Annotated in this window: 34 protein-coding genes; 27 read left to right on the plus strand and 7 right to left on the minus strand. The window is 38.8% G+C overall.

Going from position 1 to position 25542, the window contains the following annotated elements:
• Positions 1–58: 58 nt before the first annotated feature.
• Together SB660_RS00645 and SB660_RS00650 are read left to right on the plus strand one after the other, a co-directional pair.
• Positions 59–844, plus strand: coding sequence for an SDR family oxidoreductase (locus SB660_RS00645; protein WP_410580889.1), 786 nt, complete (start codon positions 59–61; stop codon positions 842–844).
• 13 nt (positions 845–857) lie between these two features.
• Positions 858–1727, plus strand: coding sequence for an NAD(P)-dependent oxidoreductase (locus tag SB660_RS00650; protein ID WP_410580891.1), 870 nt, complete (start codon positions 858–860; stop codon positions 1725–1727).
• A gap of 37 nt (positions 1728–1764) precedes the next feature.
• Here SB660_RS00650 and SB660_RS00655 read toward each other — a convergent pair whose 3' ends face one another.
• Entirely contained in the window at positions 1765–2565 is an 801-nt protein-coding gene (locus SB660_RS00655; RefSeq protein WP_058014129.1) for a CAP domain-containing protein, read from the minus strand.
• A 336-nt stretch (positions 2566–2901) separates the two neighbouring features.
• Here SB660_RS00655 and SB660_RS00660 point away from each other — a divergent pair, with 336 nt between their 5' ends.
• The gene (locus tag SB660_RS00660; RefSeq protein ID WP_180309093.1) at positions 2902–5025 is read left to right on the plus strand and encodes a peptidoglycan D,D-transpeptidase FtsI family protein; all 2124 of its coding nucleotides are present in this window, start codon (positions 2902–2904) and stop codon (positions 5023–5025) included.
• Positions 5026–5180: 155 nt separating this feature from the next.
• Positions 5181–7010 carry a PAS domain-containing sensor histidine kinase gene (locus SB660_RS00665; RefSeq protein WP_180309092.1) on the plus strand — a complete coding sequence of 610 codons (1830 nt, stop codon included), beginning with the start codon at positions 5181–5183 and terminating at the stop codon, positions 7008–7010.
• A 25-nt stretch (positions 7011–7035) separates the two neighbouring features.
• On the opposite strand, the gene SB660_RS00670 is transcribed toward SB660_RS00665, so the two are convergent.
• Entirely contained in the window at positions 7036–8205 is a 1170-nt protein-coding gene (locus tag SB660_RS00670) for an aminotransferase A (RefSeq protein WP_058014126.1), read from the minus strand.
• Positions 8206–8497: 292 nt separating this feature from the next.
• Between SB660_RS00670 and SB660_RS00675 the strand changes: the two genes are divergently transcribed.
• On the plus strand, positions 8498–9382 hold the full coding sequence (locus SB660_RS00675) for a cation diffusion facilitator family transporter (RefSeq protein WP_268497992.1): 885 nt from the start codon (positions 8498–8500) through the stop codon (positions 9380–9382).
• A gap of 62 nt (positions 9383–9444) precedes the next feature.
• On the opposite strand, the gene SB660_RS00680 is transcribed toward SB660_RS00675, so the two are convergent.
• On the minus strand, positions 9445–9597 hold the full coding sequence (locus SB660_RS00680; protein ID WP_162839369.1) for a hypothetical protein: 153 nt from the start codon (positions 9595–9597) through the stop codon (positions 9445–9447).
• A 301-nt stretch (positions 9598–9898) separates the two neighbouring features.
• On the opposite strand from SB660_RS00680, the gene SB660_RS00685 reads away from it, so the two are divergent.
• The 3 genes from SB660_RS00685 (at position 9899) to SB660_RS00695 (ending at position 12856) form a co-directional block, all read left to right on the plus strand.
• The gene (locus SB660_RS00685; RefSeq protein WP_058014124.1) at positions 9899–10438 is read left to right on the plus strand and encodes an RDD family protein; all 540 of its coding nucleotides are present in this window, start codon (positions 9899–9901) and stop codon (positions 10436–10438) included.
• A 125-nt stretch (positions 10439–10563) separates the two neighbouring features.
• Positions 10564–11874, plus strand: coding sequence for an MFS transporter (locus SB660_RS00690; protein ID WP_410580895.1), 1311 nt, complete (start codon positions 10564–10566; stop codon positions 11872–11874).
• Between the two features lie 73 nt (positions 11875–11947).
• Positions 11948–12856, plus strand: a complete 909-nt coding sequence (locus tag SB660_RS00695; protein WP_012009773.1) for a chemotaxis protein — start codon at positions 11948–11950, stop codon at positions 12854–12856.
• 33 nt (positions 12857–12889) lie between these two features.
• Here SB660_RS00695 and SB660_RS00700 read toward each other — a convergent pair whose 3' ends face one another.
• The 4 genes from SB660_RS00700 to SB660_RS00715 all read right to left on the minus strand — a co-directional run bounded on the left by SB660_RS00700 (position 12890) and on the right by SB660_RS00715 (position 15510).
• Positions 12890–13351 (minus strand): YkyB family protein, encoded by a 462-nt coding sequence (locus tag SB660_RS00700; protein WP_012009774.1) that lies wholly within the window; start codon positions 13349–13351, stop codon positions 12890–12892.
• 165 nt (positions 13352–13516) lie between these two features.
• A complete protein-coding gene (locus SB660_RS00705; protein WP_410580898.1) occupies positions 13517–14674 on the minus strand; it encodes a tyrosine-type recombinase/integrase in 1158 nt (385 codons plus the stop codon).
• A 44-nt stretch (positions 14675–14718) separates the two neighbouring features.
• Complete coding sequence (locus tag SB660_RS00710; protein WP_410580900.1) at positions 14719–15192, minus strand: ImmA/IrrE family metallo-endopeptidase; 474 nt, start codon at positions 15190–15192, stop codon at positions 14719–14721.
• Between the two features lie 12 nt (positions 15193–15204).
• A complete protein-coding gene (locus tag SB660_RS00715; protein ID WP_410580902.1) occupies positions 15205–15510 on the minus strand; it encodes a helix-turn-helix domain-containing protein in 306 nt (101 codons plus the stop codon).
• A 270-nt stretch (positions 15511–15780) separates the two neighbouring features.
• Here SB660_RS00715 and SB660_RS00720 point away from each other — a divergent pair, with 270 nt between their 5' ends.
• The 19 genes from SB660_RS00720 (at position 15781) to SB660_RS00810 (ending at position 25432) form a co-directional block, all read left to right on the plus strand.
• On the plus strand, positions 15781–15981 hold the full coding sequence (locus tag SB660_RS00720; protein WP_410581211.1) for a helix-turn-helix domain-containing protein: 201 nt from the start codon (positions 15781–15783) through the stop codon (positions 15979–15981).
• On the plus strand, positions 15968–16240 hold the full coding sequence (locus SB660_RS00725) for a hypothetical protein (protein ID WP_410580904.1): 273 nt from the start codon (positions 15968–15970) through the stop codon (positions 16238–16240). Before SB660_RS00720 ends, SB660_RS00725 begins: the two co-directional genes overlap by 14 nt.
• 136 nt (positions 16241–16376) lie before the next feature.
• The gene (locus SB660_RS00730) at positions 16377–16544 is read left to right on the plus strand and encodes a hypothetical protein (RefSeq protein WP_410580906.1); all 168 of its coding nucleotides are present in this window, start codon (positions 16377–16379) and stop codon (positions 16542–16544) included.
• Positions 16545–16848: 304 nt separating this feature from the next.
• Positions 16849–17085, plus strand: a complete 237-nt coding sequence (locus SB660_RS00735; protein ID WP_243173009.1) for a hypothetical protein — start codon at positions 16849–16851, stop codon at positions 17083–17085.
• Between the two features lie 167 nt (positions 17086–17252).
• A complete protein-coding gene (locus tag SB660_RS00740; RefSeq protein ID WP_410580908.1) occupies positions 17253–17654 on the plus strand; it encodes a hypothetical protein in 402 nt (133 codons plus the stop codon).
• A 12-nt stretch (positions 17655–17666) separates the two neighbouring features.
• On the plus strand, positions 17667–18455 hold the full coding sequence (locus tag SB660_RS00745) for a Replication protein O (RefSeq protein ID WP_410580910.1): 789 nt from the start codon (positions 17667–17669) through the stop codon (positions 18453–18455).
• Positions 18448–18807 (plus strand): hypothetical protein, encoded by a 360-nt coding sequence (locus tag SB660_RS00750; RefSeq protein ID WP_410580912.1) that lies wholly within the window; start codon positions 18448–18450, stop codon positions 18805–18807. The genes SB660_RS00745 and SB660_RS00750 overlap by 8 nt, the downstream gene beginning before the upstream one ends.
• Entirely contained in the window at positions 18804–20132 is a 1329-nt protein-coding gene (dnaB, locus tag SB660_RS00755; RefSeq protein WP_410580914.1) for a replicative DNA helicase, read from the plus strand. Before SB660_RS00750 ends, dnaB begins: the two co-directional genes overlap by 4 nt.
• On the plus strand, positions 20129–20344 hold the full coding sequence (locus SB660_RS00760; RefSeq protein ID WP_410580916.1) for a hypothetical protein: 216 nt from the start codon (positions 20129–20131) through the stop codon (positions 20342–20344). The genes dnaB and SB660_RS00760 overlap by 4 nt, the downstream gene beginning before the upstream one ends.
• A complete protein-coding gene (locus tag SB660_RS00765; RefSeq protein ID WP_216099811.1) occupies positions 20341–20499 on the plus strand; it encodes a BH0509 family protein in 159 nt (52 codons plus the stop codon). The genes SB660_RS00760 and SB660_RS00765 overlap by 4 nt, the downstream gene beginning before the upstream one ends.
• A gap of 35 nt (positions 20500–20534) precedes the next feature.
• Complete coding sequence (locus SB660_RS00770) at positions 20535–21200, plus strand: dUTP diphosphatase (RefSeq protein WP_410580918.1); 666 nt, start codon at positions 20535–20537, stop codon at positions 21198–21200.
• A 102-nt stretch (positions 21201–21302) separates the two neighbouring features.
• Entirely contained in the window at positions 21303–21497 is a 195-nt protein-coding gene (locus tag SB660_RS00775) for an XtrA/YqaO family protein (protein WP_144739493.1), read from the plus strand.
• The gene (locus SB660_RS00780) at positions 21490–21786 is read left to right on the plus strand and encodes a hypothetical protein (RefSeq protein ID WP_410580921.1); all 297 of its coding nucleotides are present in this window, start codon (positions 21490–21492) and stop codon (positions 21784–21786) included. Before SB660_RS00775 ends, SB660_RS00780 begins: the two co-directional genes overlap by 8 nt.
• 14 nt (positions 21787–21800) lie before the next feature.
• A complete protein-coding gene (locus tag SB660_RS00785; protein WP_410580923.1) occupies positions 21801–22304 on the plus strand; it encodes a sigma factor-like helix-turn-helix DNA-binding protein in 504 nt (167 codons plus the stop codon).
• Positions 22294–22728 carry an ArpU family phage packaging/lysis transcriptional regulator gene (locus SB660_RS00790; RefSeq protein WP_410580925.1) on the plus strand — a complete coding sequence of 145 codons (435 nt, stop codon included), beginning with the start codon at positions 22294–22296 and terminating at the stop codon, positions 22726–22728. The genes SB660_RS00785 and SB660_RS00790 overlap by 11 nt, the downstream gene beginning before the upstream one ends.
• A 131-nt stretch (positions 22729–22859) precedes the next feature.
• Positions 22860–23585, plus strand: coding sequence for a hypothetical protein (locus tag SB660_RS00795; protein WP_410580927.1), 726 nt, complete (start codon positions 22860–22862; stop codon positions 23583–23585).
• A gap of 5 nt (positions 23586–23590) precedes the next feature.
• Positions 23591–24268, plus strand: a complete 678-nt coding sequence (locus SB660_RS00800; RefSeq protein ID WP_410580928.1) for a hypothetical protein — start codon at positions 23591–23593, stop codon at positions 24266–24268.
• Between the two features lie 33 nt (positions 24269–24301).
• Positions 24302–24895: a hypothetical protein gene (locus SB660_RS00805; RefSeq protein WP_410580930.1), complete on the plus strand. Its 594-nt coding sequence runs from the start codon at positions 24302–24304 to the stop codon at positions 24893–24895.
• 159 nt (positions 24896–25054) lie between these two features.
• Entirely contained in the window at positions 25055–25432 is a 378-nt protein-coding gene (locus SB660_RS00810; protein ID WP_410580932.1) for an HNH endonuclease, read from the plus strand.
• The last annotated feature ends 110 nt before the right edge of the window (positions 25433–25542 follow it).

Consider the following 25542-nt stretch of genomic DNA (forward strand, 5'->3'; position numbering starts at 1 on the left):
CTTGCGGCGTGAGCAAGGTTCTTTTTGTATGATAAAATAAAGCAGAGGAGGTGTTGACATGAATGTCAATTTATCTGGAAAAAAAGCATTGGTCGCTGCAAGCAGTCAAGGTATTGGAAAAGCCATTGCCTTTGCTCTAGCAAAAGAGGGAGCAGATGTCATGCTTTCAGGAAGGCATGAGCACACGCTGAAAGAAACGGTGAAAGAATTATCTCCGCTTGTAAAAGGAAAGCTGACGTATCAAGTATGTGATGTGTCTGACGCGCAGCAAATCAAGGCGCTAGTTCAAGCGGCAGCTGGTGATGAGAAGTATCTAGACATTCTTGTGAACAATACAGGCGGGCCTAAAACAGGGACGCTTGAAACCTTAACAGATGAAGACTGGATGGAATCATTTCAGCTTCATTTACTCAGCTATATTCGATTATTAAAAGAGGCCTTGCCTTATTTGAAAAAACGCAGTGCACGCGTGTTAAACATTGCGTCTATGTCAGTAAAAGAACCGATCCCAGGCTTGATGCTGTCAAATACTTTTAGACCGGCTATTGTGGGCTGGACAAAAACAGCCGCTCAAGAGCTTGCCAAGGATGGGATTTTGATTAATACGTTAGCCCCAGGAAAAATTGAAACAGACCGAGTTAAACAGCTGGACAAGCACCGCGCGCAGTCAGAGCACCAAACGGTTGAAGAAATCAAAGCACAGGCTGAACATGCGATTCCGCTTGGCCGTTATGGACAGCCAGAGGAATTTGCAGCATATGCAGCTTTTCTTTTATCTGAAGCAAATACATACATGACAGGTCAAACACTCATCATTGATGGTGGTTTGACAAAGTCTCTTTAAGGAGGAACAAGTGATGACAATCAAAACAGTTGGTTTTATTGGAATTGGTGTAATGGGACGCAGTATGGCAGAACATTTAATGGATGCTGGATATGAAGTTTTCGTTTATACAAGAACAAAAGCAAAAGCAGATGCACTCATTCAAAAAGGTGCATCATGGAAGCCGGCAGTGAAGGAAATTGCAGAACATGCAGATGCTGTCATCACAATGGTAGGATATCCATCAGATGTAGAAGAAATCTATTTAGGGGAAGAGGGGCTTGTGGCATATGCTACGCCTGGTACTTATCTAATTGATATGACTACATCGAAGCCTCAGCTGGCAAAAGACATTGAAGTGAAAGCGAAAGAAAAAGGGCTGTTTGCCTTAGATGCACCAGTTTCTGGCGGAGACGTAGGCGCAAAAAATGGAACGCTTGCGATCATGATTGGCGGAGAAAAATCAGCCTATGAAGCGTGTCTGCCCTTATTTGAGAAAATGGGTGAAAACATTCAATATCAAGGACCTGCAGGAAGCGGCCAGCATACCAAAATGTGTAACCAAATTGCGATTGCAGCAGGTATGGTAGGTGTCGCAGAGGCTATGGCCTATGCCGAAAAATCAGGACTTGATCCAGAGCACGTGCTCAAAAGTATAACAACAGGCGCGGCAGGAAGCTGGTCCTTGTCAAACCTTGCACCAAGAATGCTGAAAGGTGATTTCGAGCCAGGGTTCTACGTGAAGCATTTTATTAAAGATATGGGCATAGCACTTGAAGAAGCAGAGCTGATGGGAGAAGAAATGCCAGGACTCTCACTTGCAAAGTCACTATATGAAAAGCTGAGTGAGCAGGGAGAAGAAAACAGCGGCACACAGAGTATATATAAATTATGGGTGAAATAAAAAAGCCTGTCCCATATAGGGGACAGGTTTTTTGATCTTATTTTCCGATGAATTGCTGCGTCCAGTAGTTGCCAGATTTCACATAACCAACACCGATATGTGTATAGTTTTTGTTTAAGATATTGGCTCTGTGACCTTCACTGTTCATCCAAGCAGTCACCACTTCTTGAGGAGATCTTTGACCTTGGGCAATGTTTTCACCTGCTGATTTGTAAGTGATCCCGAATTGCTTCATTTGATCAAATGGAGATCCGTAAGTTGGGCTTGTATGAGAGAAGTAGTTTTTATCTTTCATATCTTGAGATTTTGCACGAGCAGATTTGCTTAGCTTTGAATCAACAGAAAGTGCTTTTAATCCTTGCTTTGCACGCTCTTTGTTTGTAAGCTCAACGACTTCTTTTTCAAATGCATTCAAGCTGCTGTCTGCTTTTGCTGCTGTTGTGTCTTTTTGGTCAGCTTTTGTATTGTTATTGTTGTTTGTGTTTTGTTTTGCTGGCGTACTTGGTTTAGAAGCAGTAGGTTTTTTCACTGATTCTTGTTTTTGTTCATTTTTTGCTTTGTTTACTTCTTTCACCACTTTTGTGCCAGTAACAGGTTGACCGCTTTTGATTAGCTTGTTTAAAAGAGCTTCGATCTCTTTTTGATTCGACTTGCTTAGCTTGTTTACATCTGAAGAGATATGTAATTTTGCAGCTAATGTATGAAGATCAATGGTTTGATGCTGTACTTGTATCACTTGTTTCAGGTTAAGCTCCTTCGCATCAGCTGAATGTCCCCCAGTGAACGTGATGAGTGCAGCAGCCGTTAGCGCTGAAAAAAAGAATGATTTCTTCTTCATATTGTAACTCCTCCTAAAATCTTTGTTTTGTTTTCTCACAGAAAATCATAACATGGACTTTTTGTTATAAACGTACCAGCATCCTCCATTGACAAGGCCTTTTTGTCATTTTTGTTAAAGTCATAAAAAAATCCGCCTCATATCAAAGGATAGGGAATTCTTCCATTTAATGAAAACGACATAAACATACCAATATTTTAAAGTGTTAGTATATTTTTTTTCATAATAGGGATTGACAGCTTTTTTTCACTTGTTTCGCTGTAACAACTATTACAAAAGTGTTACAATAATGAGTGGTAATTGTAAAAGATTGAAAGGATGAGAGGAGCTACATAAGTGGGAGAGAAACAGCATCAAGGTGGTGCCGAGCAGAAAAAATTCAAGCGCCGGAACGCCTGGAGGATTAATCTCTTTTTCTTCGCTGTCTTTAGTTTATTTGCTGTACTTGTGATCAAGCTTGGTGTGCTGCAGATCGTCAATGGTGAGGATTATAAAAAGCAAGCAAACCGAACAGAGGTCAAAACAGCATCATACCCGTCCCCAAGAGGAAAAATGTATGACGCGAGAGGAAGAGTCGTCGTTGATAACGAAAGTGTACCTGCCATCGTTTATACATCAGAAAGCGGTGTGAAAGCGAAGGATAAGATTAAAGTAGCAAGAAAACTTGCGACTTATATAAAAATGGATACTGATTTTTTGAGAGAGCGTGACATTCGAGATTTTTGGCTGGCAAGCCATCCGAAAGAAGCGGATAAGCTCATTTCAAAAGCAGAGCAAAAGAAACTTAAAGCAAAAGATGTCTATCCGCTTCAAGTAGAGCGTGTGCCTAAGGAAGAGGTCAAGGCGATCGAAAAAAATGCAGAGGAAAAAGCAGTTGCAGCGATCTATCGTAGATTTACAGGCGGATATGCCTTTGAGCCTCAAATCGTGAAAGCAATGGACCCAAATGAAGAGAAAAAAGGGGACGAAAAAGTTGCTTTACTCGATGAAACAAAAGAGTCAAAGCAGACATCATCTGTGAGTTTGACCTATGAAGAGATTTCACTTGTGTCAGAACATCTTGATGAACTGCCTGGCGTGAATGTCATCAATGATTGGACAAGAAAATATCCGTATGAGAAGACCCTTTATAATGTACTTGGCGGTGTGACTACACCAGAGCAGGGGATTATAAAAGAGCGTGAAGAATACTATATGGCAAGAGGCTACTCACGTAATGACCGAGTAGGGAAGAGCTATTTAGAGTATCAATACGAGGATTTTCTGAACCCGGAGAAAGCGACCGTTCAATATACTCAGGTTGGCGGGAAGCTGCTCGATGAAATCAAGCGGACAGAGGGACGAAGAGGACTTGACCTTGCACTGACATTTGATATGGAGCTGCAAAAGGAAGTCGACAAGATCGTCGAATCAGAGCTTAGATCCGCTAGTGCGAGAAACTATATGATGGACCGTGCATTTGTCGTGATGATGGACCCGAACACTGGGGATGTTCTTGCGATGTCTGGAAAGAAAATGGACGGCAGAGACGTCACTGATTATGCCATCGGAACATTTACGACCCAGTACGAAATGGGCTCTGTAGTCAAAGGAGCCACAGTACTTGGCGGTTATCAGGACGGAATGTCGCACAACCAATCTTATATGGATACACCGCTCTATTTTGCAGGAAGTGGAAAGCCCAAGAAGTCTTACAACAATCTGGGGTGGGTCAACGATCTGCGAGCACTCCAAAAAAGTTCGAACGTCTATATGTTTCATGTGGCGATGAGAATGGCAGGTATTACCTATCAACAGAATGGTCCGTTACCAGCAAGACCTGAGCACTTGCAAAAAATGAGAAACTACTATGCGCAATTCGGTCTTGGCGTGAAAACAGGGATCGATTTGCCGCAGGAATCAAGCGGGATGCAGACACATCCGAAGACGGTCGGCGGACTTTTGCTCGATGAAGCAATCGGCCAGTATGACACGTATACACCGCTTCAAGTTGCCCAGTATATGTCAACGATCGCTAATGGTGGAAATCGCGTTCAGCCAAGAGTGGTGAAAAGCGTTCATCTTCCAACGAAGAAGGATGAAGTAGGTCCAGTCGTGAAAAAATATGAGCCGAAGGTATTGAACACGATTAACAACTCGAAAGCAGATATTGACCGTGTCAAAATGGGACTGAAAATGGTCACATCGACCGGCGGTACTGCCGCAGGCCGCTTTGGTCAGCATGATGTCGCAGGAAAAACAGGCACAGCCCAAACCTTCTACTATGGTGCCAACCGCAGCTGGTGGGGGAATGCCACGTACAATTTAACCTTTGGGGGATATTATCCATCGTCCAATCCAAAAGTGGCTTTTAGTGTCGTGACGCCTTACGTCTCAGATAAAGATTCTGTCATTAAAACCATCCCAAGTAAAATTGTTGATAAGTACGTTGAATTACAAAAGAAATACGAAAAGCAGTAAACAGCAGAGAGCACAGCAAGAGAATGTGCTCTTTTTTGCTGAAAATATGGACGTTTCCCTTGATGACGGAAGGAAAATACGGGTTTTCTAGCGAATCTTTTTTATACATCAATCTAAGGACAACCCTAAAAAATGAAAAGGAGGGTCGGACGACGATGGAACAAAAAATGAAAGATTCGAATCAACTTTATTCGAATATCGATTTACATGCCGTTCTTTCTTCTAATGGCCGCTTTCTCTACATTTCTTCTAACTGTAAGCAGCTTTTGCTCTATGAACAAAAGGATTTACTAGGGTGTTTTTTGAAAGACTTTGTTCATACCGAAGATCAATTTCTCGTCGAGAGTTATTTCTACAATCAGCACATGCTGGAGATTTGCCACTTTAGGCTGCTGAGAAGTGACCTAACAGCTGTATGGATTGAAGCTAGTATTGATTTTGTTGATTGTGATGAGTTAGACAGTGAATTAAGTAGAGAAATGATCCTAAAAATGAGGGTGCTGGACGCTGAACCGCAAAAAACAGCATTTCAAACAACATCAGAAGTGTCAGAACAGTCGTTAGGCAGTCTGCCGGCTTTCCAACATGTCAGTGAAGCTGAACAATTGATTGCCATGCTGCCAAATCCGTTATGTATTACGATTTTAGGGGAAATTGTTTATGCGAATGATGCGATGCTTCAATTAATGGGGGTAAGTACAAGAGATGACATGATCGGCAAAACTGCATTTGACTTTATTGCTGAGGAGTACCATGACATTGTGAGAAGCCGAATTACGAGGCTGCAGCAAGGTCTTCCAGTCGGAATGATTGAACAGATATGGAAGCGGAAAGATGGGAGCAGCATTCATATCGAAGTGAAGTCATCACCAACGATCTATCAAAATCAGCGGGCAGAGCTTTTGCTGTTAGTAGACATCTCATCCCGTAAGAAATTCCAAACCGTTCTGCAAAAAAGCCGGGAGCGGTATCAGCTGCTCATCCAAAACTCCATTGATACGATTGCAGTCATTCACGATCACAAATGGGTGTTTATGAATGAATCAGGCATTAAATTATTTGAAGCCGAGCATTACGATAAATTAATAGGAAAAGATATTTTCCATCAAATTCATTCCTGTGACCAGCCAAAAGTGAAAAAGAGCATATCACGTATTATTAAAAGAGTATCAGATTCTGAGATTGTCACGATGAGCTGTCATACATTTAAGCACAAGCTGATTTATACAGAAATGGTGTGTATCCCAACTACATTTTTTGGAGAAACAGCCGTTCAAATTATTTTAAGAGATATATCCGAACGTAAGCAGACAGAAGAGCTCATGCTCCGATCTGAAAAATTATCGATCGCAGGTCAATTGGCTGCTGGCATTGCACATGAAATCAGGAACCCATTGACTGCCATCAAAGGTTTTTTGCAGCTCATTAAACCGAAAACAAAAGATCGGGATCAATATTTCGAGATTGTTTTCTCTGAGCTGAGCCGGATAGAAATTATTTTAAGCGAGCTGCTCATGCTGGCAAAACCGCAGCAAACGGCATCGATGCAGACACTAGATTTGAAAAAAATCATCAGTGAAGTCACGGCTTTATTAGAAACACAAGCGAACTTAAATGGCATTTTAATGAACACAAGCGAGATAGAAGAGGGCCTCCTGATGAACGGGGATCAAAATCAGCTCAAGCAGGTGTTTATCAATTTAATCAAAAATGCCGTAGAATCCATGCCGGACGGAGGGAAGGTTGACATTACGGCCAAAGCAGAAAGAGATGGAATCCATGTCACCATTCGTGATGAAGGGGTCGGTATTCCTGAATCGGTCATGAAGCGAATAGGAGAGCCCTTTTTAACGACAAAGGAAAAAGGGACTGGACTTGGCCTTATGGTCACCTTTAATATTTTAGAAAATCACAACGGGACGATCCGTGTAGATAGTCATCCCGAAAAGGGCACCGTATTTCACATCATGTTTCCTGCAAAATAAAAACAACGGCAGGAGAGCCGTTGTTTCAGTCTGTTAAATGAATGGAACGTTTTTCAAGAACGAATTGTTCTAGGCGGTCAAGTCCTTCTTTCAGTGTTTCAAGTGAATAAGCATAGGATAGACGCACATACCCCTCGCCGAGTGGAGAGAAAGCAGACCCTGGTACGACAGCAAGTCTTGTGCTTTCTAACAGCTCCATACAAAAATCAAAGGAACTCATCCCAAACGATTCAATGGATGGAAAAATATAAAAAGCGCCAGAAGGCTTAATGACCGGAAGCCCCATAGAAATGAGCCGATCGTATACATAATCGAGCCTTTTCTTATATTGCTCTCTCATGATGAGTGCATCATCCACACCATTTGTCACAGCTTCAAGTGCCGCCTTTTGTGAGACAGCCGAGGCACAAGACACGTTATATTGATGTACTTTTAATACATGTTTAGCAATTGGAGCTGAAGCAAATAAAAAGCCAATTCTCCAACCAGTCATGCTATGAGACTTAGACAGTCCGTTAATCACAATGGTCTGTTCCTTTAAGAAAGAAGCGATTGAATGATGCGGCCGGTCAAATGTCAGCTCGCTATAGATTTCATCGGATAAAATAAAGATGTCTTTTCCTTCAAGGAGCTGGGCAATCTCTTTCAATTCTTCTTCTGAAAGCGTGACACCAGTTGGGTTTGAAGGATACGGAAGCACAACACACTTTGTCTTTTCCGTTAATGCATCCTCAATCAGCTTGGCATTTAATTTAAAGCCAGCATTCGTTGTGTCGATATGTACGGGCTTCCCGCCACACATTCGAATGATCGGTTCATAGCCAGGGTAGACAGGTCCAGGTAAAATCACTTCGTCACCCTCTGACAAAATGGTTCGAAACGCAGCATCAATCGCTTGACTTGCACCTGTCGTCACAATGATCTCTGACTCAGCTTCATAATCAAGATTGACTTTCTTCTTGATATAATGCTGGATCGCTTGTCTTAGCTCTAGAAAACCAGCATTATGTGTGTACGAGGTGAAATTCTCATCAATGGCTGCTTTGGCAGCTGTCTTGACATGATGCGGCGTATAAAAATCGGGCTGGCCTATCGTCAAAGAAACGACATCCTCATATGACGATACGAGATTTGAAAATGTTCGAATGCCTGAAATTTCAATATCCTTTACTCTTGGATTCAGCAAATGCTCCATTTCTCATCACCTTAAAAATTTATGTTTTTATCCTATTTTACCATTCACTGCATAAATGTCACCTGCGAAAGGCACTGGATATCATTATCTGTAGTCTATTCTCCTATTCATCACAGCATGAGTGATATATTGAAGAAAGAGCAACATTTATTATAGCGTAACCTCACGAGAAAATACAGGCTGCGATGAACATGATTAGAAAGCAGCAAAACTGTGTAAACTGAAAGAACGAGAGAATCAAGTCATGGGAAGTGCTTTCATAGACATACGATCTCCTAAAGGAGGACGATAAATGGAACAATCAGCGAAGACATCGAAAATAGCGTTTCTATCCGTGATGAGCAACACATTTGTTGTCATCTTAAAAATCATTGTAGGTCTGCTCACTGGATCTGTTGCGGTGTTATCAGAAGCTATTCATTCTTTTCTCGATTTAATGGCATCATTTATTGCATTTATCTCTGTTCGTATTTCAAGAAAGCCAGCAGATTCGAAACATCCTTATGGACATGGAAAAGTCGAAAATATTTCTGGAACGATTGAAACTCTGTTGATTTTTGTTGCAGGCATTTGGATCATCTACGAATGTGTTCACAAATTAATGCATCCAGAGCCAGTCAAGCTGCCTGTACTTGGCATTGTGGTCATGCTAATAGGTGCGATCATCAATTTTATCGTATCGAAGGTTGTGAACAAAGAGGCGGAAAGGGTCCATTCTGTCGCCATGAAATCGAATGCATTGCATCTGTTAACAGATGTGTATACGTCATTAGGGGTGGCATTCAGTTTATTGCTTGTCGCATTAACTGACTGGTATTTCCTAGATCCGATCATTGGAATGATACTTGCTCTTTTTATTATGCGCGAAGCATTTAAACTCATGAAAGAAGCTTTCCCGCCGCTCGTAGATGCCCGGCTAACGCCCGAGGAAGAACAATCGATCGAAGCAATCATTCAAGGGTTCAGTCAGGAGTTCATCGAATATCATGACTTTCGAACAAGACGATCCGGTGCAGAGGAATATATTGATTTCCATTTGATTGTAGATGGCAAGACAACGATTGAAGATGTTCATCAATTATGTGATCGAATTGAAGAGAAAATTCAGCAAGAATTTCCGCATGCACAAATCTTTATTCATGTAGAACCTGAAAGTGAAAGAAGCACGCAAATGTAAAAAAGGCGATCAACCAACTTAGGTTGTATCGCCTTTTTTTACGCTTCATCTATGAAATGAAATCAATATCCATAAGCAGTATCGTAATCTTCATACCAAGAGATATAAGCTGCGTCATCATTTGACAAATCATGCTTCATGTCTAAAAAATCGGCCTCGCAAATATCTTCAATCACAGTCATTTCATTGTTCTTTAATAGTACGACAGTTCCCATCATGAACACCTTTCTTTAAAAAATCCTTGACTATTGTACCATGTGAAGAATGATTGTCAACAGCAGAATGGAAACAAGACGAAAATATCACAAAATGTTAAAAAATCAGGAGATAAAAGAACTAGAAGTGCCATGATTTTCACAAATTTTCAGTATTTATTCACATAAATCATTGAGGATGAACTAATCTGAAATATATGTAAAAGTGTAAAGTTACATTGATCTTGCGATATTCATAAGATATAATAACGAATGATTATAAGAAATTTATAGAAAACATACATAATAAAGGAGAAATAGGATGGAAACAAACATAACAGAACCACACATTCTAGAAAAGAAGCATCCTGAACTAGCAGGCGTAGGCTATCGTTTTCTTGCACACCTTTTGGATGGTATCATCATCGGCGTACCATATTCTTTTGTCATGTTTATTTTGGCAACACTCTTTTTTGTCTCAAGTCCTGAGGCAGCAATGATGATGGATGACGACAGCTATTACTATTCAACAACTGTTATGACAGATGAGGACTGGGCAGTGATTATGGGACTTATCTTTTTCTACATAGGAGCGATCTTGGTCGGTATCGTGGTGACATGGCTTTATTATGCCATCATGGAATCATCAAAACTGCAAGGAACGCTTGGTAAGATGGCTCTTGGGATTAAAGTGACAAGAGTAACGGGCGAAAAAGTGACATTCGGCCGTGCAACAGGCCGTTTTTTTGCAAAAGGCTTTTTGTCCCCAATCCTATACATTGGCTACATCATTGCCTTTTTCACAGAGAAAAAACAAGCACTTCACGATTTAATTGCAAGTACCATTGTTGTGAAGAAATAATGATAAAAAGCACCTCTGCTCAATCGTAAGAGGTGCTTTTTCTATAGATTGCTTGTATGGAAGAGGGACGTATGACATAAAATAGAATGATAGTGGAAAATTAGGCAGGGAAGGGAGACAAACGATTGAAAACAGGGAAAAAGACCGTGCAGAAAAAAGGGGCAGGCTTCGGGCTGTTTTTGACAGCACCCATTTTGGCCTGGGCATTGTATGACTTTGCAAATACGATATTTTCATCGAATATGATCACCATTTTCTTCCCGTTCTACTTGCAGGAAACGATCGGAGACAGTGCAAGAATGGATCAGATCGCTAGTACATTTATATCTTATGCAAATGCACTAGCCAGTTTTTTTCTCGTCATTTTCACACCATTATACGGAGTCCTGATCGATCGTACAGGAAAAAAGAAGCGCTACATCACAGTGTTTACTCTCATATGTATAGTTTGTACGTTTTTGATGGGGATCTTTGCTGGAATTGATATCTCAAGCGAATGGTTTGGGCTGCCTGTCTCTTTATTAGTCGTTGTCACCTTATTTGTGATCGCAAAATTCTTCTATCACTCGAGCCTAGTGTTTTATGACACCATCCTGCCCGATCTTGGGACAAAGGATGAAATACCGCTTATTTCTGGATTTGGCATTGCCGTTGGTTATTTAGGGACACTCGTAGGTCTCTCAGTTTATTTACTTGTTGGCAATGACCAATTTCATGAAGCATTTATTCCGACAGCACTTTTATTCTTTCTCTTTTTCCTGCCATTTCTCTTTTTTGTAAAAGACCCTCATCCACTGCCGCAACAAGAGAAAAAGGCGTCATTTTTCAGCGGGTATAAAGAAATTATTCGCACGTTTAAAGAGATGAAGCATTACAAGCCGGCTTTTATCTTTATGATCGCGTTCTTTTTTATGAATGATGCCCTGCAGACAGCGATTGCGATGATGGCTGTGTATGCCAAAATCATCATTGGCTTTACCGCTGGGCAATTTATACTCCTTTATCTTGTGTCGACTATTTCAAGTATCATTGGCTCCTTTCTATTTGGATATATCACAAAAGCGATTGGGGCAAAGCGCTCGATTACAGTCGTGTATGTGATTTTGATCGTTGCTCTGATTCTGGCTGTGACAGCCGCAACAGAATGGGTCTTCTGGGTGGCTGGCAGTTTATTTGGAATTTCACTCGGTGCAAGCTGGGGAGCATCACGAATATTGATTATCGAGCTGACACCGAAGGAAAAGAGAGGACAGTTTTTTGGTCTCTTCGCATTCTCAGGGAAGGTGTCGTCCATTATTGGTCCCATTATTTATGGGTCAGTCACTCTGCTGTTTGCAGAGCACGGAAATCTCGCAAGTCGCCTTGCACTAGGGTCTTTACTCATTCTTGCAGCGATAGGACTCGTGATTCATCAATTCGTACGAGAGAAAGCGTAAAGAAACGTCAACTTTTTACCTATGCTGCCGATATAAAAAGTACAATCTTATATTGAAGAATAGAGGGATTTCCGTGGCTTTAAACAAACAAGAAATTTTACTTGACTCTGGTACCAATGAATTGGAAATTGTGAAGTTTGAAATTGGTTCAAATCAATTCGGCATTAACGTCATGAAAGTAAGAGAAATCATCCAGCCGGTTGAGGTGACGGTAGTACCGCACTCTCATCAAGATGTAGAAGGGATGATTAGTTTACGAGGCGAGATTTTACCAGTCATCAATCTATTTTCCTTTTTTAATGTCGAGTCAGATCAGTCAGAACAAGAGAAATATATTGTGACTGAATTCAACCAACGGAAATTTGTGTTCCATACAGGAACGGTATCACAAATTCACCGCGTCAGCTGGGAAGAGATTGAAAAGCCAACTGCACTCAATCAAGGGATGGACCGTCATTTAACCGGTATCATTAAGCTTGATGAGAAAATGATTTTCCTTCCAGATTACGAGAAAATCATTTATGATATTGAATCCGCTTCTGGCGTAGAAACGTATCATATGTTTGACGGTGAGAAAGACGAGAGAAGAACAGGGAAGAAGCTTTATGTCGTTGAAGACTCTCCGCTTCTCATGCGTTTATTAACAAATGAATTAACCGAAGCAGGCTATAAAAACATTGTGACCTTTGAAGACGGGAAACAGGCATATGACCATGTCATGGACCTTGTCAGCAAAGGAATTACTGTGACAGAAGAAATTGATATGATTATTACGGATATTGAAATGCCTAAAATGGATGGTCACCGATTAACGAAACTGTTGAAGGAAAATCCTTTAACGAGTTCCATACCGATTCTCATCTTCTCTTCGTTAATTACTGAAGATTTGCGCCATAAAGGGGAAACAATCGGTGCAGATGATCAAATTAGTAAACCAGAAATTCATCAGCTGATTGAAAAAGTCGATCACTTTATTATCTAAAGGAAAAACCACTCGTCATGAGTGGTTTTTTGTTTAAAAATAACTTTCCCCGAGTCGTTTGAAGACGGGCTTTGTATAATGTGATTTTTGTTTTGTGGCGGTAGGTTTTTCTTTTAAACCGACATACGTTTGAAGCAGCTGCTTTGCTCGGTTTAATGACATATTCGCTTTCGGATTGCGATATGATTGATTTAAATTTCCTAAGTGTGGCAAAAATTCGAAGTCTTCTTTAGTTGGTGGCAGGTGAAAATAATAATCTCCAATTTCAATCAGCACGTCGGACTGTTGTTGACTATATTTGGGATTGTTAGAGAAATGTAGGCCCACTTTTCTTCCTTTACCTTCTTGCAATAGTTTTTGCAGCGCACGTTTTTTCAAAAGATAAAGAAACTTGGGATTTGGTGCGGTTTTAGCATGGCGGTTAACAGTATAAATGGCTTTTGCGATGTTTTCTGCTGTAGGTTCTATGTCTTTAGTATGAGCATAATCGTCCATTTTTTCTCTCCTTTGTCTTTCGTCTTTCTGTGCTTAGTATAAATTATACGTTTTTATTAGTAAATTGCAAATAGAGATATTGTAAAAAGAAAACCTTTGGTATAAAGGGATTAGGGAGGATTAGAAATTTAATGTTTTAGAATCCCCCCCAAAACATCCCCCAAATTATAAATTCATAGCCTCTTCAAAAACTTCAACTGATTCTATTTCTAATTCTTCAAAAGTATGGCTATATATATCATTAATCATTTGAGGGCTGTTCCCAAGACGATCAGCTATGACTTTGACTGGTATTCTTTTGCTTATCAATATAGTCGCATGAGTATGTCTTAAACCATGAACAGTTATTTTTTTTAGTTTTTGATTATCAGCGACAGTATTTACAGCATAATTAAGTGAGTTAGGTGATATAGGTTTTCCACTTGTCCGACTGATTAATATAAAATCTTCTTCTTTTAGAGGTTGACCAAAGGAAAGCTTTAATTCTTTACACCATTTTTGGTATAATTTTAATTGGTTAATTACTTTCCCCCCGACTTTTATAGTGCGGTAACTATTATTAGTTTTTGGGGGGCGTAAACCATCATAATCACGTGTTTTGTTTATTGTGATTCTCGAATTGATAAAATCAATGTCCTTCCAAGTTAGACCTAACGCTTCACCCTTACGCATACCTGTACTTGCAAGGATGAGAAGTGCAGTATAATGTGAAATACTTTTAAGCGCTTGAGCGCCTTCAAGAAAATTGCTTAATTGTTCAGCAGTATAAAAATTATCGACAATCAGAGTGCTTGGATTGTCTTTTCTTATTTTCACCTTTTTAAAGCGGTTTTTCTTTATTATTTCATTTTCGACAGCAGCATTAATTCCGATTTTGAAGATTGTATGATACGCATGAACCGTACCGGGAGTTAAATTTTCTAATAACTTATTTATAAACTTCTTCTTATATGTTGCTGCGTCTAGGTTATTGATCTTTATATTCCCCAACAAAGGTTTTATGTGGTTCTCTATCGTGAAAACCCTCGCTTTGATAGTAGGCGTTTTCCATTGATCTCGGTTTGTCTCCATCCAAATATCAAACCACTTAGAAATAGTTAAATTTGTACTTTCTATTTCTTTAATCTCTCCGTCTAATATAGAAGATTTAACCTTTAAAAGCATTCTATAGGCTTCGCTTTCACTTGTGAAACCTTGTTTCGAGGCTTCACGACGCTTACCAAATTCATCATAATAACGGTACCGATAACACCACCGTTTTTCATTTTTAGCATTATAATAATAAAACAAATGATCATCTTTATTGCTTTTTTCCATCTTCATTGTATCAGCCCTTTCCACGTGGACAGACGCATTAAAAGGGGCGTTTATTTAGGCATCACCTCCTCAAAACTTTCAACGATCCCTAGAGGATCAAAACAAATAGTGAATTTCCCTATTTTTTTATATAAACCGTATTTTTCTTTATATCTTTTTAATGAATCTTCAAGGAATTGTTCAGTCACATTTAAATAATCAGCTAATTCAAACCGACTTCGTATACCTATTTTTTGGGCTTCAATCAATTTTTCTAAAGGGAAAAGTAATTTATATCCCCATTCACGTGCCCGCAACTCTTGTTTTCGGTTTATAAGTTTCGATTGATCGAGTATGTTTCCGTAAGTAGTGAAATGATGACCAAGTTCTTCAGCAAGGGTACACGTTTTCTCAACACTAGATAATGTTTGATTGATCCAAATAACATTATCGCCGTACAAGCCTTTCGTTTTGAGTGATAATACTTTTTCGTAAACGTCGATTCCGCTAGCTGTGGCACTTTGTAATAAAGAATGGTAGTCCAATGATGCTGCACCTCAATTTTGTTCTCTCTTAGATCTGATAAATTGAAGAAATTTTTCTATTTCTTCTAATTCTTCTGTTGTCCATTCTTCGCCATCATGGTGAGCTGCGACGGTCTCAATAGGAGACTCAACCCTACCTAATAGATAGTCAATAGAAACATCAAAATAATCGGCGACCTTTTTGACCTTATCAACGCCGGGTGTTTTATCATCCCATCTTCTAATTGTTCCGTTTGATAAATTAGTTCTCCTTTCTAATTCTGCCAAAGTTATTTTACGTTCATTAGCTAACTTTTTTATTTTCTCAACTATAGTCATATCAACCATCCTTAGGTTAGCTCATGACGAAAATAAACTTTATGCTATTATTAGTTTGACAAATAGCATATAGTCTATTAAACTGTGTTCATAAGCTATTTATTCAGCTATCGAGACATGACAAACTATAGCCTACAACCACGTTCCCCAACGCAAAAGGCTAAATTTGTATGCTTATTTCGCTATGCCTAGATATTAGCATATATCCTAATTTTGGTCAATGAAAAGCTGAATAATTAGCACAAAAAACATAGAAAGAAGGTTTTAATGATGCAAGCCGACTTCGGAAAGAAAATTAAAACATGGCTAATCATGAACGATATGCAGCAAAAAGAATTAGCCAAACAATTAAATATTTCAAATGCATACCTATCTGACATTTTATTAGGAAAGCGTCAAGGTAAAAAAGTGAGAGAAAAAATTGTTCAAATTGTAGAAGAGAAAGGAGCGTCTTGGCTTGGCGATAGTTAATTTTGATGTGGATGTTAATCAAGATGAAATTCGCAACTATATTTATCAACAACTAGAAGAAGCGCTTAATGAAGTTTTGTTCACATGGGATATAGAGCAAATGGCAAAAAGAACCTGCATGAGTAAGAGCTTTTTAGAAAACGAATTTTTACACGATCCAAGAATGAAACTTCTTGAGAGGCGAAAGGAAAGAGGCAAGCGGTTTTGGTTTTATGAAGAATCAAAAGAAGTCATGAAACAAATTATGGATGAATGGTAAATAAAAGCGTGGACAGACGCAATATAAAAATTTTGAATCCGCTGCAACCCGAATTAGTGAAGGGTCACTCTTTCTTATGCGGGGGTGAACTTTGAATAAATTGATAAATAACATTATTCGATAGGAGGAAATGATAATGGACAAAAATACAAAAAATCCATATGAGCCTGGTCCGGTGAAGGTGTGGAAAATGACTAAAGAAGAACTTGAAGCGTATATAGAAAAGCATCCTATTATCTACCGGGAAGAATTAAAGCCGTCACCAACCTTCCGCACGGGTAATTGGGGGGCTGAAAAACTGTGAGTCTACCAAAACATATCGAGTTGTTGCACACCGTCAAAGCCTGTAAAAACCAAACAATGCAAATTGAGGACGCAGCGACTCATCTAAAAGTACCCGATTTTGTCATTCCTATGTTAGTCAAAAAAATGAGGACTTGAGTATTCAAGGGGATCTGATTCTAGCAAAAAGAGATTCAACGGGACAAGGCATTTTCGTATTACTAACATTTATTAGCATCATCATTATTGCCGGATTTTTCGGAGAGTAAGGAGTCAAGCCGCTTATGATTTTCATCACATTAAATAGATTTATAGGAGGTACAAGCGTGACAAATAAAATCGTTTGTCCAAGCTGCAAGAGTGAAACGGGCTTTTTTACAAAAGAAAGGGTCACGGGTTCAGCTACCGTCTATTACAATTCCAATGGAGATTTGGAAGAAGATCAGCACGCAATGTATGATTCGTTATTACATTATGGAGGTTCAAAAGCGTATTGCAGAGCTTGCGAACATTTCATAGGGCGTACTGATGCATTGTGGAGCGGCGATAGAGTGGGAAAATAAAAAACTGATCCGCTCGGGATCAGTCAATTTTCTTACTTGTACATTATAGGGTCATGCAAGTAAGGAAGGTACGGGAAGTTTAGGAGCTTCCCCATATTGATTCGACTTTAACATGATTAACAAAAAAATACAATAATCAAATTTGAGATACAAAGGGGATTTTTCAAATGAAATTAATGGGTACACCTGCAACCGTTTCTAAAGTTAGAGCGAAGTTACAGCATATCGGACGTCAAGAAGATAAAGAGGCTCAATTCTATGATGCGGGCATGGTTTCCGTCTTAAAATTTGTTGCTGCTAAAACAATTCATGAAACGGAAGGAACAGAGATCGAATGGTCTGATGCAACTTTACGGACACAAGAGAACGTGGATGATTTGTACGAGAAATTAGAAGGGTGGTTATCTCATGCAAGTGATCTTGTGAAGTTATTGAAAGACCTTGATGACGCTCACGCAGCAAAAGCCAGTCTTGAAATTGAAGATGCTTATGTAACTGGATTCGTAGAAGGTTTCCGCTATTTGATGGGTGAAGCAGCATACAGACAAAATGTAAATTTTCTAAAGTAAGGTGATTTCATAATGGTCGGTTGGATTAAGTTGCATAGGAAGATTAGAAGTAACCCAATTTTCAATGATCCGCAGCTATTAAGGTTATGGCTAATATGTCTAACAGAGGCTTCACATACGGAACATGATCAGATAGTGGGTAGACAAAAAGTGAAGCTAAAGCCAGGTGATTTTGTAACAGGTCGTTTTGCTTTGATGGACATGTACAATACCGGTCTTAAATCTAAGGACAGGGTAAAGGGAGAAAAGACAATTTTTCGTTGGTTGGAACAGCTTCAAGAAATGGGATATTTGACAATAAAAAAGACCAACAAATTCAGCATTGTAAGCATTGATAATTGGGCTATTTATCAAGATGGAGCTTCCGAAAACGACAACAGTCTGACCAACAAAAGACCATCAAATGACCATCAAATGACCACAAACAAGAATGTAAAGAATGATAAGAATGAAAAGAAGATAAATAATTCTCGTCACAAGTACGAACCTTGTGACATGGAGAATGCCAATTTGCTTTATCAAAGAATCATTGAAAATAATCCGCAAGCTAAAAAACCGAACCTGGAAAAATGGGCGAGTGATTTTAGATTGATTAGGCAGATCGACAAGCGGACTGATGCACAGGTGAAGTATTTGATTAACTGGACACAAAAAGATAGTTTTTGGAAATCGAATATATTGAGTCCTGCGAGTCTTAGAAAGCAGTTTGATAAATTGACCGTAAGAATTAAAAGCGAAAGAGAAGCAGCAAAGAGAAAAGCGGCTGTGAATGAAAAGGAGTTTGATTTGACAGATGACTAAAGCAGAGACATTAGAGTTACTTAAACTAATCAAGACATATTATGAGCATTTTGAGTTTGATCAAACAAAGCTAGACGCATGGGCTAGAATCTTAAAGCCCGAGAATTACGAGCGGATCGAGGCGAATTTGATCGTTTATGTGAAATACAATCAGTTTCCGCCAAAAGTTGCTGATCTAATTAAAGCGAAAGAAGCAAGAACAGATCGGTCCGCAGCCATACCGAACATTGAGGAAACTCAAAGCTATCTTTCTGAACTGGACAAGGCTGAACCAACCCAAGAAGAACTAGAACAGATTGAGCAGCATAAAGCAAAGATACGAAAATTGCTTGGAATAGGTGAACCGTCATGACAGGAAACATATTTTATTTCAACGACGAAGCGGAACAACAATATCTAGGCGCAATCTTACAAGAGCCGGATTTGATCAAATATTCGCAGCTCAAACCAATTCATTTCTACCGACAGCAAAATCAATCCATTTACAAAGCCTTTCAAGAGCTTGATAAAAACGGCGATCCTATCGACATAGTGTCAGTTATTGAACATGTGGGACGAGAAAACCTAAAGGGGATCGGCGGAAGAAAATACTTAACTGAATTGATGAATGCCTCAATCACTACAGCAAAACAAGCATTCTATGAAAATCTAATAATTGATTATTGGAAAAAACGAGAGATTGCGAAAGTGGGTGTTTCGCTTAAAGAATCTTCCAATAGCGACGATACGAGCCAAACTATACAAGAGGGTATAAGCTCTCTTATGAGTTTAGAGGATGCGACAGGCACGGACGATGACGGGTCTATCAATAAAGATCTTGTTGAAATCTACCAAGAGTTGGAAACGCCAAAAGGTGATGTAACTGGTATGCCGAGCGGCTTCACTGAATTAGATCGAATGACGTCGGGTTTTCAGCGACAAGAATTTATAATCGTCGCCGCTCGTCCATCCGTAGGAAAAACCGCCTTTTGTTTGAATGTAGCAAGCAATTTCATGGAAAACCCGCTTAATTTAGGTAAAGGCGGAGCGGTTGGTATCTTTTCGCTTGAAATGTCACGTAAGCAATTAATAAAACGGATGCAATCAAGTATCGGTAATATTAACGCTCAATCCATTCGCACGAGTAATTTAAACGCTGATGAGTGGGGCAGATTAAGCAAAGTGAACGGGGTTTTAGATTGTGCCGCTCTTAGAATATTTGATCAACCAGGCATGACGATAAATGACATTTGGGCAAAGGCTCGTAAAATGAAACGGGAATTTGAAGGCAAGGACATGATGATCATTATTGACTATCTGCAATTGATCGTCGGCAATCCAGTTCATAGAGGAAACAGACAAGCAGAAATCGGAGAAATAAGCCGCATGCTAAAGCAAATGGCAAGAGAATTGGACATTGCTGTCATTGCATTGAGTCAGCTTTCACGTGGAGTCGAACAACGCCAGGAGAAGCGCCCTATGATGTCAGACATTAGAGAATCGGGGCAGATCGAACAAGACGCTGATGTTATCGCATTTCTCTATCGTGATGACTATTACGACAAAGAAACAGAGAATAAGAACATTATTGAAATTATTATTGCTAAACAGCGTAACGGTCCAGTCGGTACGGTTTCACTAGCGTTCGTCAAAGAATATAACAAATTTGTCAACCTGGAATATAGGGAATCGGCATGACGGTCAAAGATTGGTATGAAGAGGCGATAAAGCTCAATCAGTACGCCTTGATATTGCTGATCGAATTCCTTGTTTACGAAAAGGCAGTGATAAAAATGACGGACCAAGAAGAAAAACTCTTCTTTTACTTACAACCTAAATTTCATTCGAGAATGAATGAGCATTTAACGAACTATCATACAAAAATTCAATTGGAGGAAGCGGGCATATGAGCAACGGAAAAGAGCGGTTAACAGAAGATCAAAGACAATTTTTAATTGAATGGTTAACAGTTATCGGGCGAGGGTATTCACGGGAGTTTTACGAGAAAATGAATGACCAGGAATTAGAAAAGCAATATTTACTTAACGTTCCGCAAGAAATTTGATTAAACGAGAGCTTATCGGCTTAGGAGGAAACAAAATGCACCCTTTAAGAATGTTAAAAATGTTTGAAATGCAAGCAGAGTTAGACAGGAAAATCATTGAAGAAAAAGGGCTAGAAGGTCAAGACCTTCTGCCCGGACTTATCTTGGCGTTACAAGTGGAGCTAGGGGAGTGCGCTAACGAGTGGCGAGGCTTTAAATTTTGGAGCAAAGACCAACAACCATGCACCGAAAAGTTAATAGAGTGTTCCCTTTGCATGGGAACTGGCGATATAAATTACGAAAGAGTCGCAGAGGACGCAGAAGGCAGCGGAGGACACGAATATATAAAATGTGATGAATGCAATGGAACAGGAGCAACAGGAACAAAAAACCCACTCTTAGAAGAATACGTGGACTGTTTACATTTCATCTTGAGTATTGGAAATAGCATTGGTTATTCAACACGTATTTGTAATGTGAACTTATTGAGTAGAATCATCAAAGAAGTGAGCGTAGAAAAAGCGTTCCTAGGTGTCTTCAAAAGCGTTGCATTCCTACTTACGGAGATTGATGACCTTGGTATGGCTTATCACCACTATAGAAAAATCTTTAATGGATTTAACGAGCTAGGAAAAGCACTTGGTTTTACCCCTAAAGAAATCGAAGATGCGTACATGAAAAAAAACGCCGTCAATCATTTGCGGCAGCAGGAGGGGTATTGATGGATCTTGCTATCGTTAAACGACTACTAATCTTTTATATTGTGTTCGGATCGCTGTCCGCTTTAGCGATCATGTATATAAATTAAGGAGGCAATGAAAGACTTGAGATTACAAGACATTCCAAGTAAAATTATAGATATTGAGACTTTTGACGCAGGAAAAGAGCCGTTAGTTTTTGTTTTATCTAACGGCATATTGAAATATGCACCGCTGCCGCCACATGGTGAAACAAAAATTGTCACTCACAATAACAAAGTGACTCGATTGCTTTATAACGAAGGCGAATTATTTGAATAAAAACGTTCTACCGGAAAGCCGGGGGACACTGATCATAACAGCAAAGCGCTGTGTGATTGGTGTCCCTTTTTTTATTTTCAGAAAAGGAGAAACCAAAATGAAAACGTTGAGAGCTGCTTTTATAAAAGCGGGTTATAAATCTATGCCAACAAAAAGAACTGACGTTCCTAAGAACGAATGTACTCGAAATCACACGCAGGAGCTTTCAGAAAAAGAAATAAGGGAGCTTATGGGTGTTTACCGCCCGACATATAAAAGAGGGCGTGGCGGGGCATTTAAAAGCAAATAAAAGGGGGTGGTATTTTGAAAGATTTAATCAAGGAATATAAAGCAGCTTTAGAAGAAACTAAAAGAAGTTTGATAGCATCTACAGACGAAGGAGAAAAGAAAACATACCGCTCAATGATCTATAACTTAGAATATGCGGTCGAGTGGATGGAAACAGGAAGAGAACCAGGGGCAAGGCGTGACGTGGATCGCCGTTCCTATTATCAACGTACAATACTTGCAGATAATGGGTTGCTTGATGTCTTATCTTCAAAATATCACGTTCCCCAGCCCGACCTATTCGCAGTAAACGAAAATGAAAAGGAATTACTAGATTATGTCTTGTCTACGCTGACACAGAAGGAGAAAGAGATATTCATAACCGTTGTTGGTCACAATGTATCTTTCAGCAAATGCGCCGCTCTTCATGGAGTAGCAAAAGGCACGATTCAAACCCATATAGTAAGAGCGAGAAAAAAGATCGCTCAAAGGGTAGAGGAATTGACAGCGGGAGAAAGGGGATACGCTAATGTTGGGTGAACCGCCTGTAATTGATAAAAAGGAAACGAGAAAAAGAGTTGAAAGGATTCTCGACAACTACCGCTTATATCTTCTTCAAGTCCCGGACGATATGCTGCCGAAGATAACAGGAGGATTTAGCATAGTGCCGCCCGCCACAACCAACGCTTACCGCTCATCCACTGAAAGCACAGCTATTAAACGGATTGAATGGGAGCAGAAACGAAATGCCTTTCTTGAGAAGGTACAAAGAGCGGTCAATCGTCTTCCGTATAATGAGAGACAGATAATCATTAAACGTTACATGCAGCAAGAACCTGTTTTCGATTACCAGGTTTACAACGAGATCGGAATGAGTGAAAGGTCTTATGCTCGTCTCAAAGCACGTGCATTTATTAATTTGGCTGTTGCTCTAAATATAGAGATACATAAAGCAAATTTTTAATTATTTCAGGTAATGTTATTCTATTATTGAAGCATATTCTTTACAGCAGTAAATAAATTTTGCTGGAAATAATATAAATATCAACTGATTAGTGTAAAATGATTACAATAAGAATTTTGGAGGAACCTATAATGGATTTTATTTCTATTCTTAAAATTCTAAAAATAATCTTTAGTGCAATTCCATGGCTATTAAGTGTTACTGCTCTTTTTCAGTTCCTATATAATAAATATCCCAAATTTTATTTCTTTTTTGTAAAAAGGTTTAAGAAATGGCGAGATACAAAATGGAAATTGACAGTTAGTGTGTCAGTCCAAAGAGACCTTGATTTTTTTAGGATCTTAGAAGAGGTTATTAATGATGTATTTGGAAAAAGACAAAGAGTTTTTAATCTGAAGAATAAGAAACAATACGAATTCTCGGACTACACTCTTACTGTTCAATATAATCTTGACTGTAGTAACGAAGAGTACGTCACAGTAGAATTATTATTTGGAACGATAACTGCTACTAAGTCAACTGCTATTGATAAGCTGAAAAATCTAAGGAAATTGTTTAATAAACTGAACTCTAGAATTGATTTTAGAGATGAAAGTTACAGCATGAATATTTATTTCATAACAATGAAAAATCCATTTTATGGACTAATGATTCAAAGATTAGGTCCAGAGCACATACAATATTTTCAATGCAATTTTTCTATAGACCAATTGGAACGTAAGATGTTTAAAAAAAGAACTCAACAAACTGAAACAAATCAAGAATTAACAGTTTTTAAAGATTATATATCCATAAATCACCATAATTATGATACAATAGAAGATATTACAAAAAAATGTCTACTGTTGGAGGGGTAATTGGATTGAGTATTATAAGCATTAATATTTATGACAAGCTAAATGATGTTGGAAATGATGAAACGTTAGAGGTTTTTTCCCATGAGAAAAACGAAATAATAAATGGATATGAGGAAAAACTAGAGACTTATATCCTTATCAATAGTATTTCGCCCACTGGATATCAAAATATCCAAATTATTAATGATGAAGTCTTCGCTCAAACTGTAAGAGTTAAAGGCGAAGTAGTACATGAAGTGATTAAACAAGATATGTATCAAGCGTATGTAAAAGTCAAAAATAAGAAAGTGAAGGGTGTGGGCAATTTAGTCACTCTTTGCAGAAAAGATAGTTCTTTAAAAGCGAAAGAGATTTTGGAGCAGAATTTTGGAGATGAATATGAACAACACAAGTTTGATATTTTAAAAATAATTGATGCCGCATCAGATGTAAGAAACGCACGTTTTAAAGTTAAAATTGAAACAGTTAGTTCCGTAAGTATGGGAGGAACTAGAGTTCACGATACCCAATATTACAGCGAAATGTTAAGAAAGGGTCAACTATCTGCGGTTATAATAAATTATGATATGCCTCAACAATCTGTAACAATTAGAATTAATGTTGATGGCACAGTGCTATTATATAATTCTTTGACGGATTTTGAAATACTAGACTTGGTAGAGGATTTACTTAATATTGAATAGTTATATAAATTGCATCCTTTGGATGCTTTTTGTTTGGCAGAAAACTGGCGTGTTTTTGGCGTAATGTTGGCGCATCATGACGGGGAAAGGGTTGTAATATTGTATTATGCGATAGATAATGGATTTAAAAATAAGGATGAGGAAATGGACGATTTGGAACAGTTATTTAAAAAATGGGTTAATCACTCTAAAGAAGGATATCGTAGGAGAGATTTAAACAAAACGGATGTGACCTGGAAAGATTTAATACAACAATTATACGAATGGGAGAACAGTGAAAACAGCACTGCGAAAGAGCTTGCGAAATATTTACTATATACCGGAGAAATAAGAAGGATTCATAAAGATCATAAAAAAATTGATTATGATAATCACTATGTTTCATGGACATTAGCAGAAGATCTAGAGGATATATATTGGTTTAAAAGCGAATCTTCATCACCTTACACAATTATTACAGCAAAAGCTACTAAGGATAACCCTGGAATAAATATTAAGGGATTTATAGATGCTATGAAATCAGAAATTCCTGATTATGTGTTAACCTCAGTAAACATTTATAAGGAACAAGAAGTCATATTTCCTTTACAAAAAAGTTCAATGATTAAAGTTGAGAAATTTAATTGAATAATGGTTAAATTTGATCATTAAGAAGCACTGTCCGATAGGGCGGTGCTTTTTCTATTTGCTCTAAAGCGTTCCTGTCTGTTTACAAAATCAATGGCGGCTAACATACAGGGGCGGCTTAGATCAAATAAAAAAGGAGAGTGGGAGAGGAAGGAATACATGCCCTTAAAACGTTGTAACGTTCCCGCCTGCCGGGAATATATAGACTGGACCGCACGCTATTGTATGAAGCACCAAGGCTATGCTGATAAGCAATACAACAAAGATGTGAGATACAACAGGGAGAACGAAGCGCACTACAAATACTATCAAAGCAGAGAATGGAAATCACTTCGAGAAGCAAAGAAGCGTGAGAGTCATTACAGATGCGCTGTGTGTTCCGCAGAAGGGCGAGTAAACATGTCCAATAGGTTAGTGGTACATCATAAGTATAAAGAGCTTAGAGAGGTATTACATGATGATATAGAGCGCAATGATTTAAACAATCTTGAAGTGCTTTGCCAGTTTCATCATAACCAGGTGACATTTAAGAAGTGAAGACATTTTCATTTCATTTATTTTGATTTAAGTCCCCCCGACATTGAACGGGGTGGGCTTTTTTGCTTCCTGGAAATCGGCGTCCCCTCAACTTTAAAAAAAGTGTTGAA

Origin of the sequence: Bacillus sp. SIMBA_005, assembly GCF_046535585.1 — a bacterium.
GTDB classification, from domain to species: Bacteria; Bacillota; Bacilli; order Bacillales; family Bacillaceae; genus Bacillus; species Bacillus pumilus.

Excerpts from the sequence above, each read along its gene's own strand:
- SB660_RS00765 (WP_216099811.1), top strand. The coding sequence starts at position 20,341 with ATGAGCAACGGAAAAGAGCGGTTAACAGAAGATCAAAGACAATTTTTA.
- SB660_RS00760 (WP_410580916.1), top strand. The coding sequence starts at position 20,129 with ATGACGGTCAAAGATTGGTATGAAGAGGCGATAAAGCTCAATCAGTAC.
- SB660_RS00790 (WP_410580925.1), top strand. The coding sequence starts at position 22,294 with ATGTTGGGTGAACCGCCTGTAATTGATAAAAAGGAAACGAGAAAAAGA.
- SB660_RS00685 (WP_058014124.1), top strand. The coding sequence starts at position 9,899 with ATGGAAACAAACATAACAGAACCACACATTCTAGAAAAGAAGCATCCT.
- SB660_RS00750 (WP_410580912.1), top strand. The coding sequence starts at position 18,448 with ATGACTAAAGCAGAGACATTAGAGTTACTTAAACTAATCAAGACATAT.
- SB660_RS00670 (WP_058014126.1), bottom strand. The coding sequence starts at position 8,205 with ATGGAGCATTTGCTGAATCCAAGAGTAAAGGATATTGAAATTTCAGGC.
- SB660_RS00675 (WP_268497992.1), top strand. The coding sequence starts at position 8,498 with ATGGAACAATCAGCGAAGACATCGAAAATAGCGTTTCTATCCGTGATG.
- SB660_RS00650 (WP_410580891.1), top strand. The coding sequence starts at position 858 with ATGACAATCAAAACAGTTGGTTTTATTGGAATTGGTGTAATGGGACGC.
- dnaB (WP_410580914.1), top strand. The coding sequence starts at position 18,804 with ATGACAGGAAACATATTTTATTTCAACGACGAAGCGGAACAACAATAT.
- SB660_RS00700 (WP_012009774.1), bottom strand. The coding sequence starts at position 13,351 with ATGGACGATTATGCTCATACTAAAGACATAGAACCTACAGCAGAAAAC.
- SB660_RS00795 (WP_410580927.1), top strand. The coding sequence starts at position 22,860 with ATGGATTTTATTTCTATTCTTAAAATTCTAAAAATAATCTTTAGTGCA.
- SB660_RS00720 (WP_410581211.1), top strand. The coding sequence starts at position 15,781 with ATGCAAGCCGACTTCGGAAAGAAAATTAAAACATGGCTAATCATGAAC.
- SB660_RS00655 (WP_058014129.1), bottom strand. The coding sequence starts at position 2,565 with ATGAAGAAGAAATCATTCTTTTTTTCAGCGCTAACGGCTGCTGCACTC.
- SB660_RS00730 (WP_410580906.1), top strand. The coding sequence starts at position 16,377 with ATGGACAAAAATACAAAAAATCCATATGAGCCTGGTCCGGTGAAGGTG.
- SB660_RS00645 (WP_410580889.1), top strand. The coding sequence starts at position 59 with ATGAATGTCAATTTATCTGGAAAAAAAGCATTGGTCGCTGCAAGCAGT.
- SB660_RS00810 (WP_410580932.1), top strand. The coding sequence starts at position 25,055 with ATGCCCTTAAAACGTTGTAACGTTCCCGCCTGCCGGGAATATATAGAC.
- SB660_RS00715 (WP_410580902.1), bottom strand. The coding sequence starts at position 15,510 with ATGACTATAGTTGAGAAAATAAAAAAGTTAGCTAATGAACGTAAAATA.
- SB660_RS00770 (WP_410580918.1), top strand. The coding sequence starts at position 20,535 with ATGCACCCTTTAAGAATGTTAAAAATGTTTGAAATGCAAGCAGAGTTA.
- SB660_RS00740 (WP_410580908.1), top strand. The coding sequence starts at position 17,253 with ATGAAATTAATGGGTACACCTGCAACCGTTTCTAAAGTTAGAGCGAAG.
- SB660_RS00680 (WP_162839369.1), bottom strand. The coding sequence starts at position 9,597 with ATGGGAACTGTCGTACTATTAAAGAACAATGAAATGACTGTGATTGAA.
- SB660_RS00665 (WP_180309092.1), top strand. The coding sequence starts at position 5,181 with ATGGAACAAAAAATGAAAGATTCGAATCAACTTTATTCGAATATCGAT.
- SB660_RS00745 (WP_410580910.1), top strand. The coding sequence starts at position 17,667 with ATGGTCGGTTGGATTAAGTTGCATAGGAAGATTAGAAGTAACCCAATT.
- SB660_RS00705 (WP_410580898.1), bottom strand. The coding sequence starts at position 14,674 with ATGAAGATGGAAAAAAGCAATAAAGATGATCATTTGTTTTATTATTAT.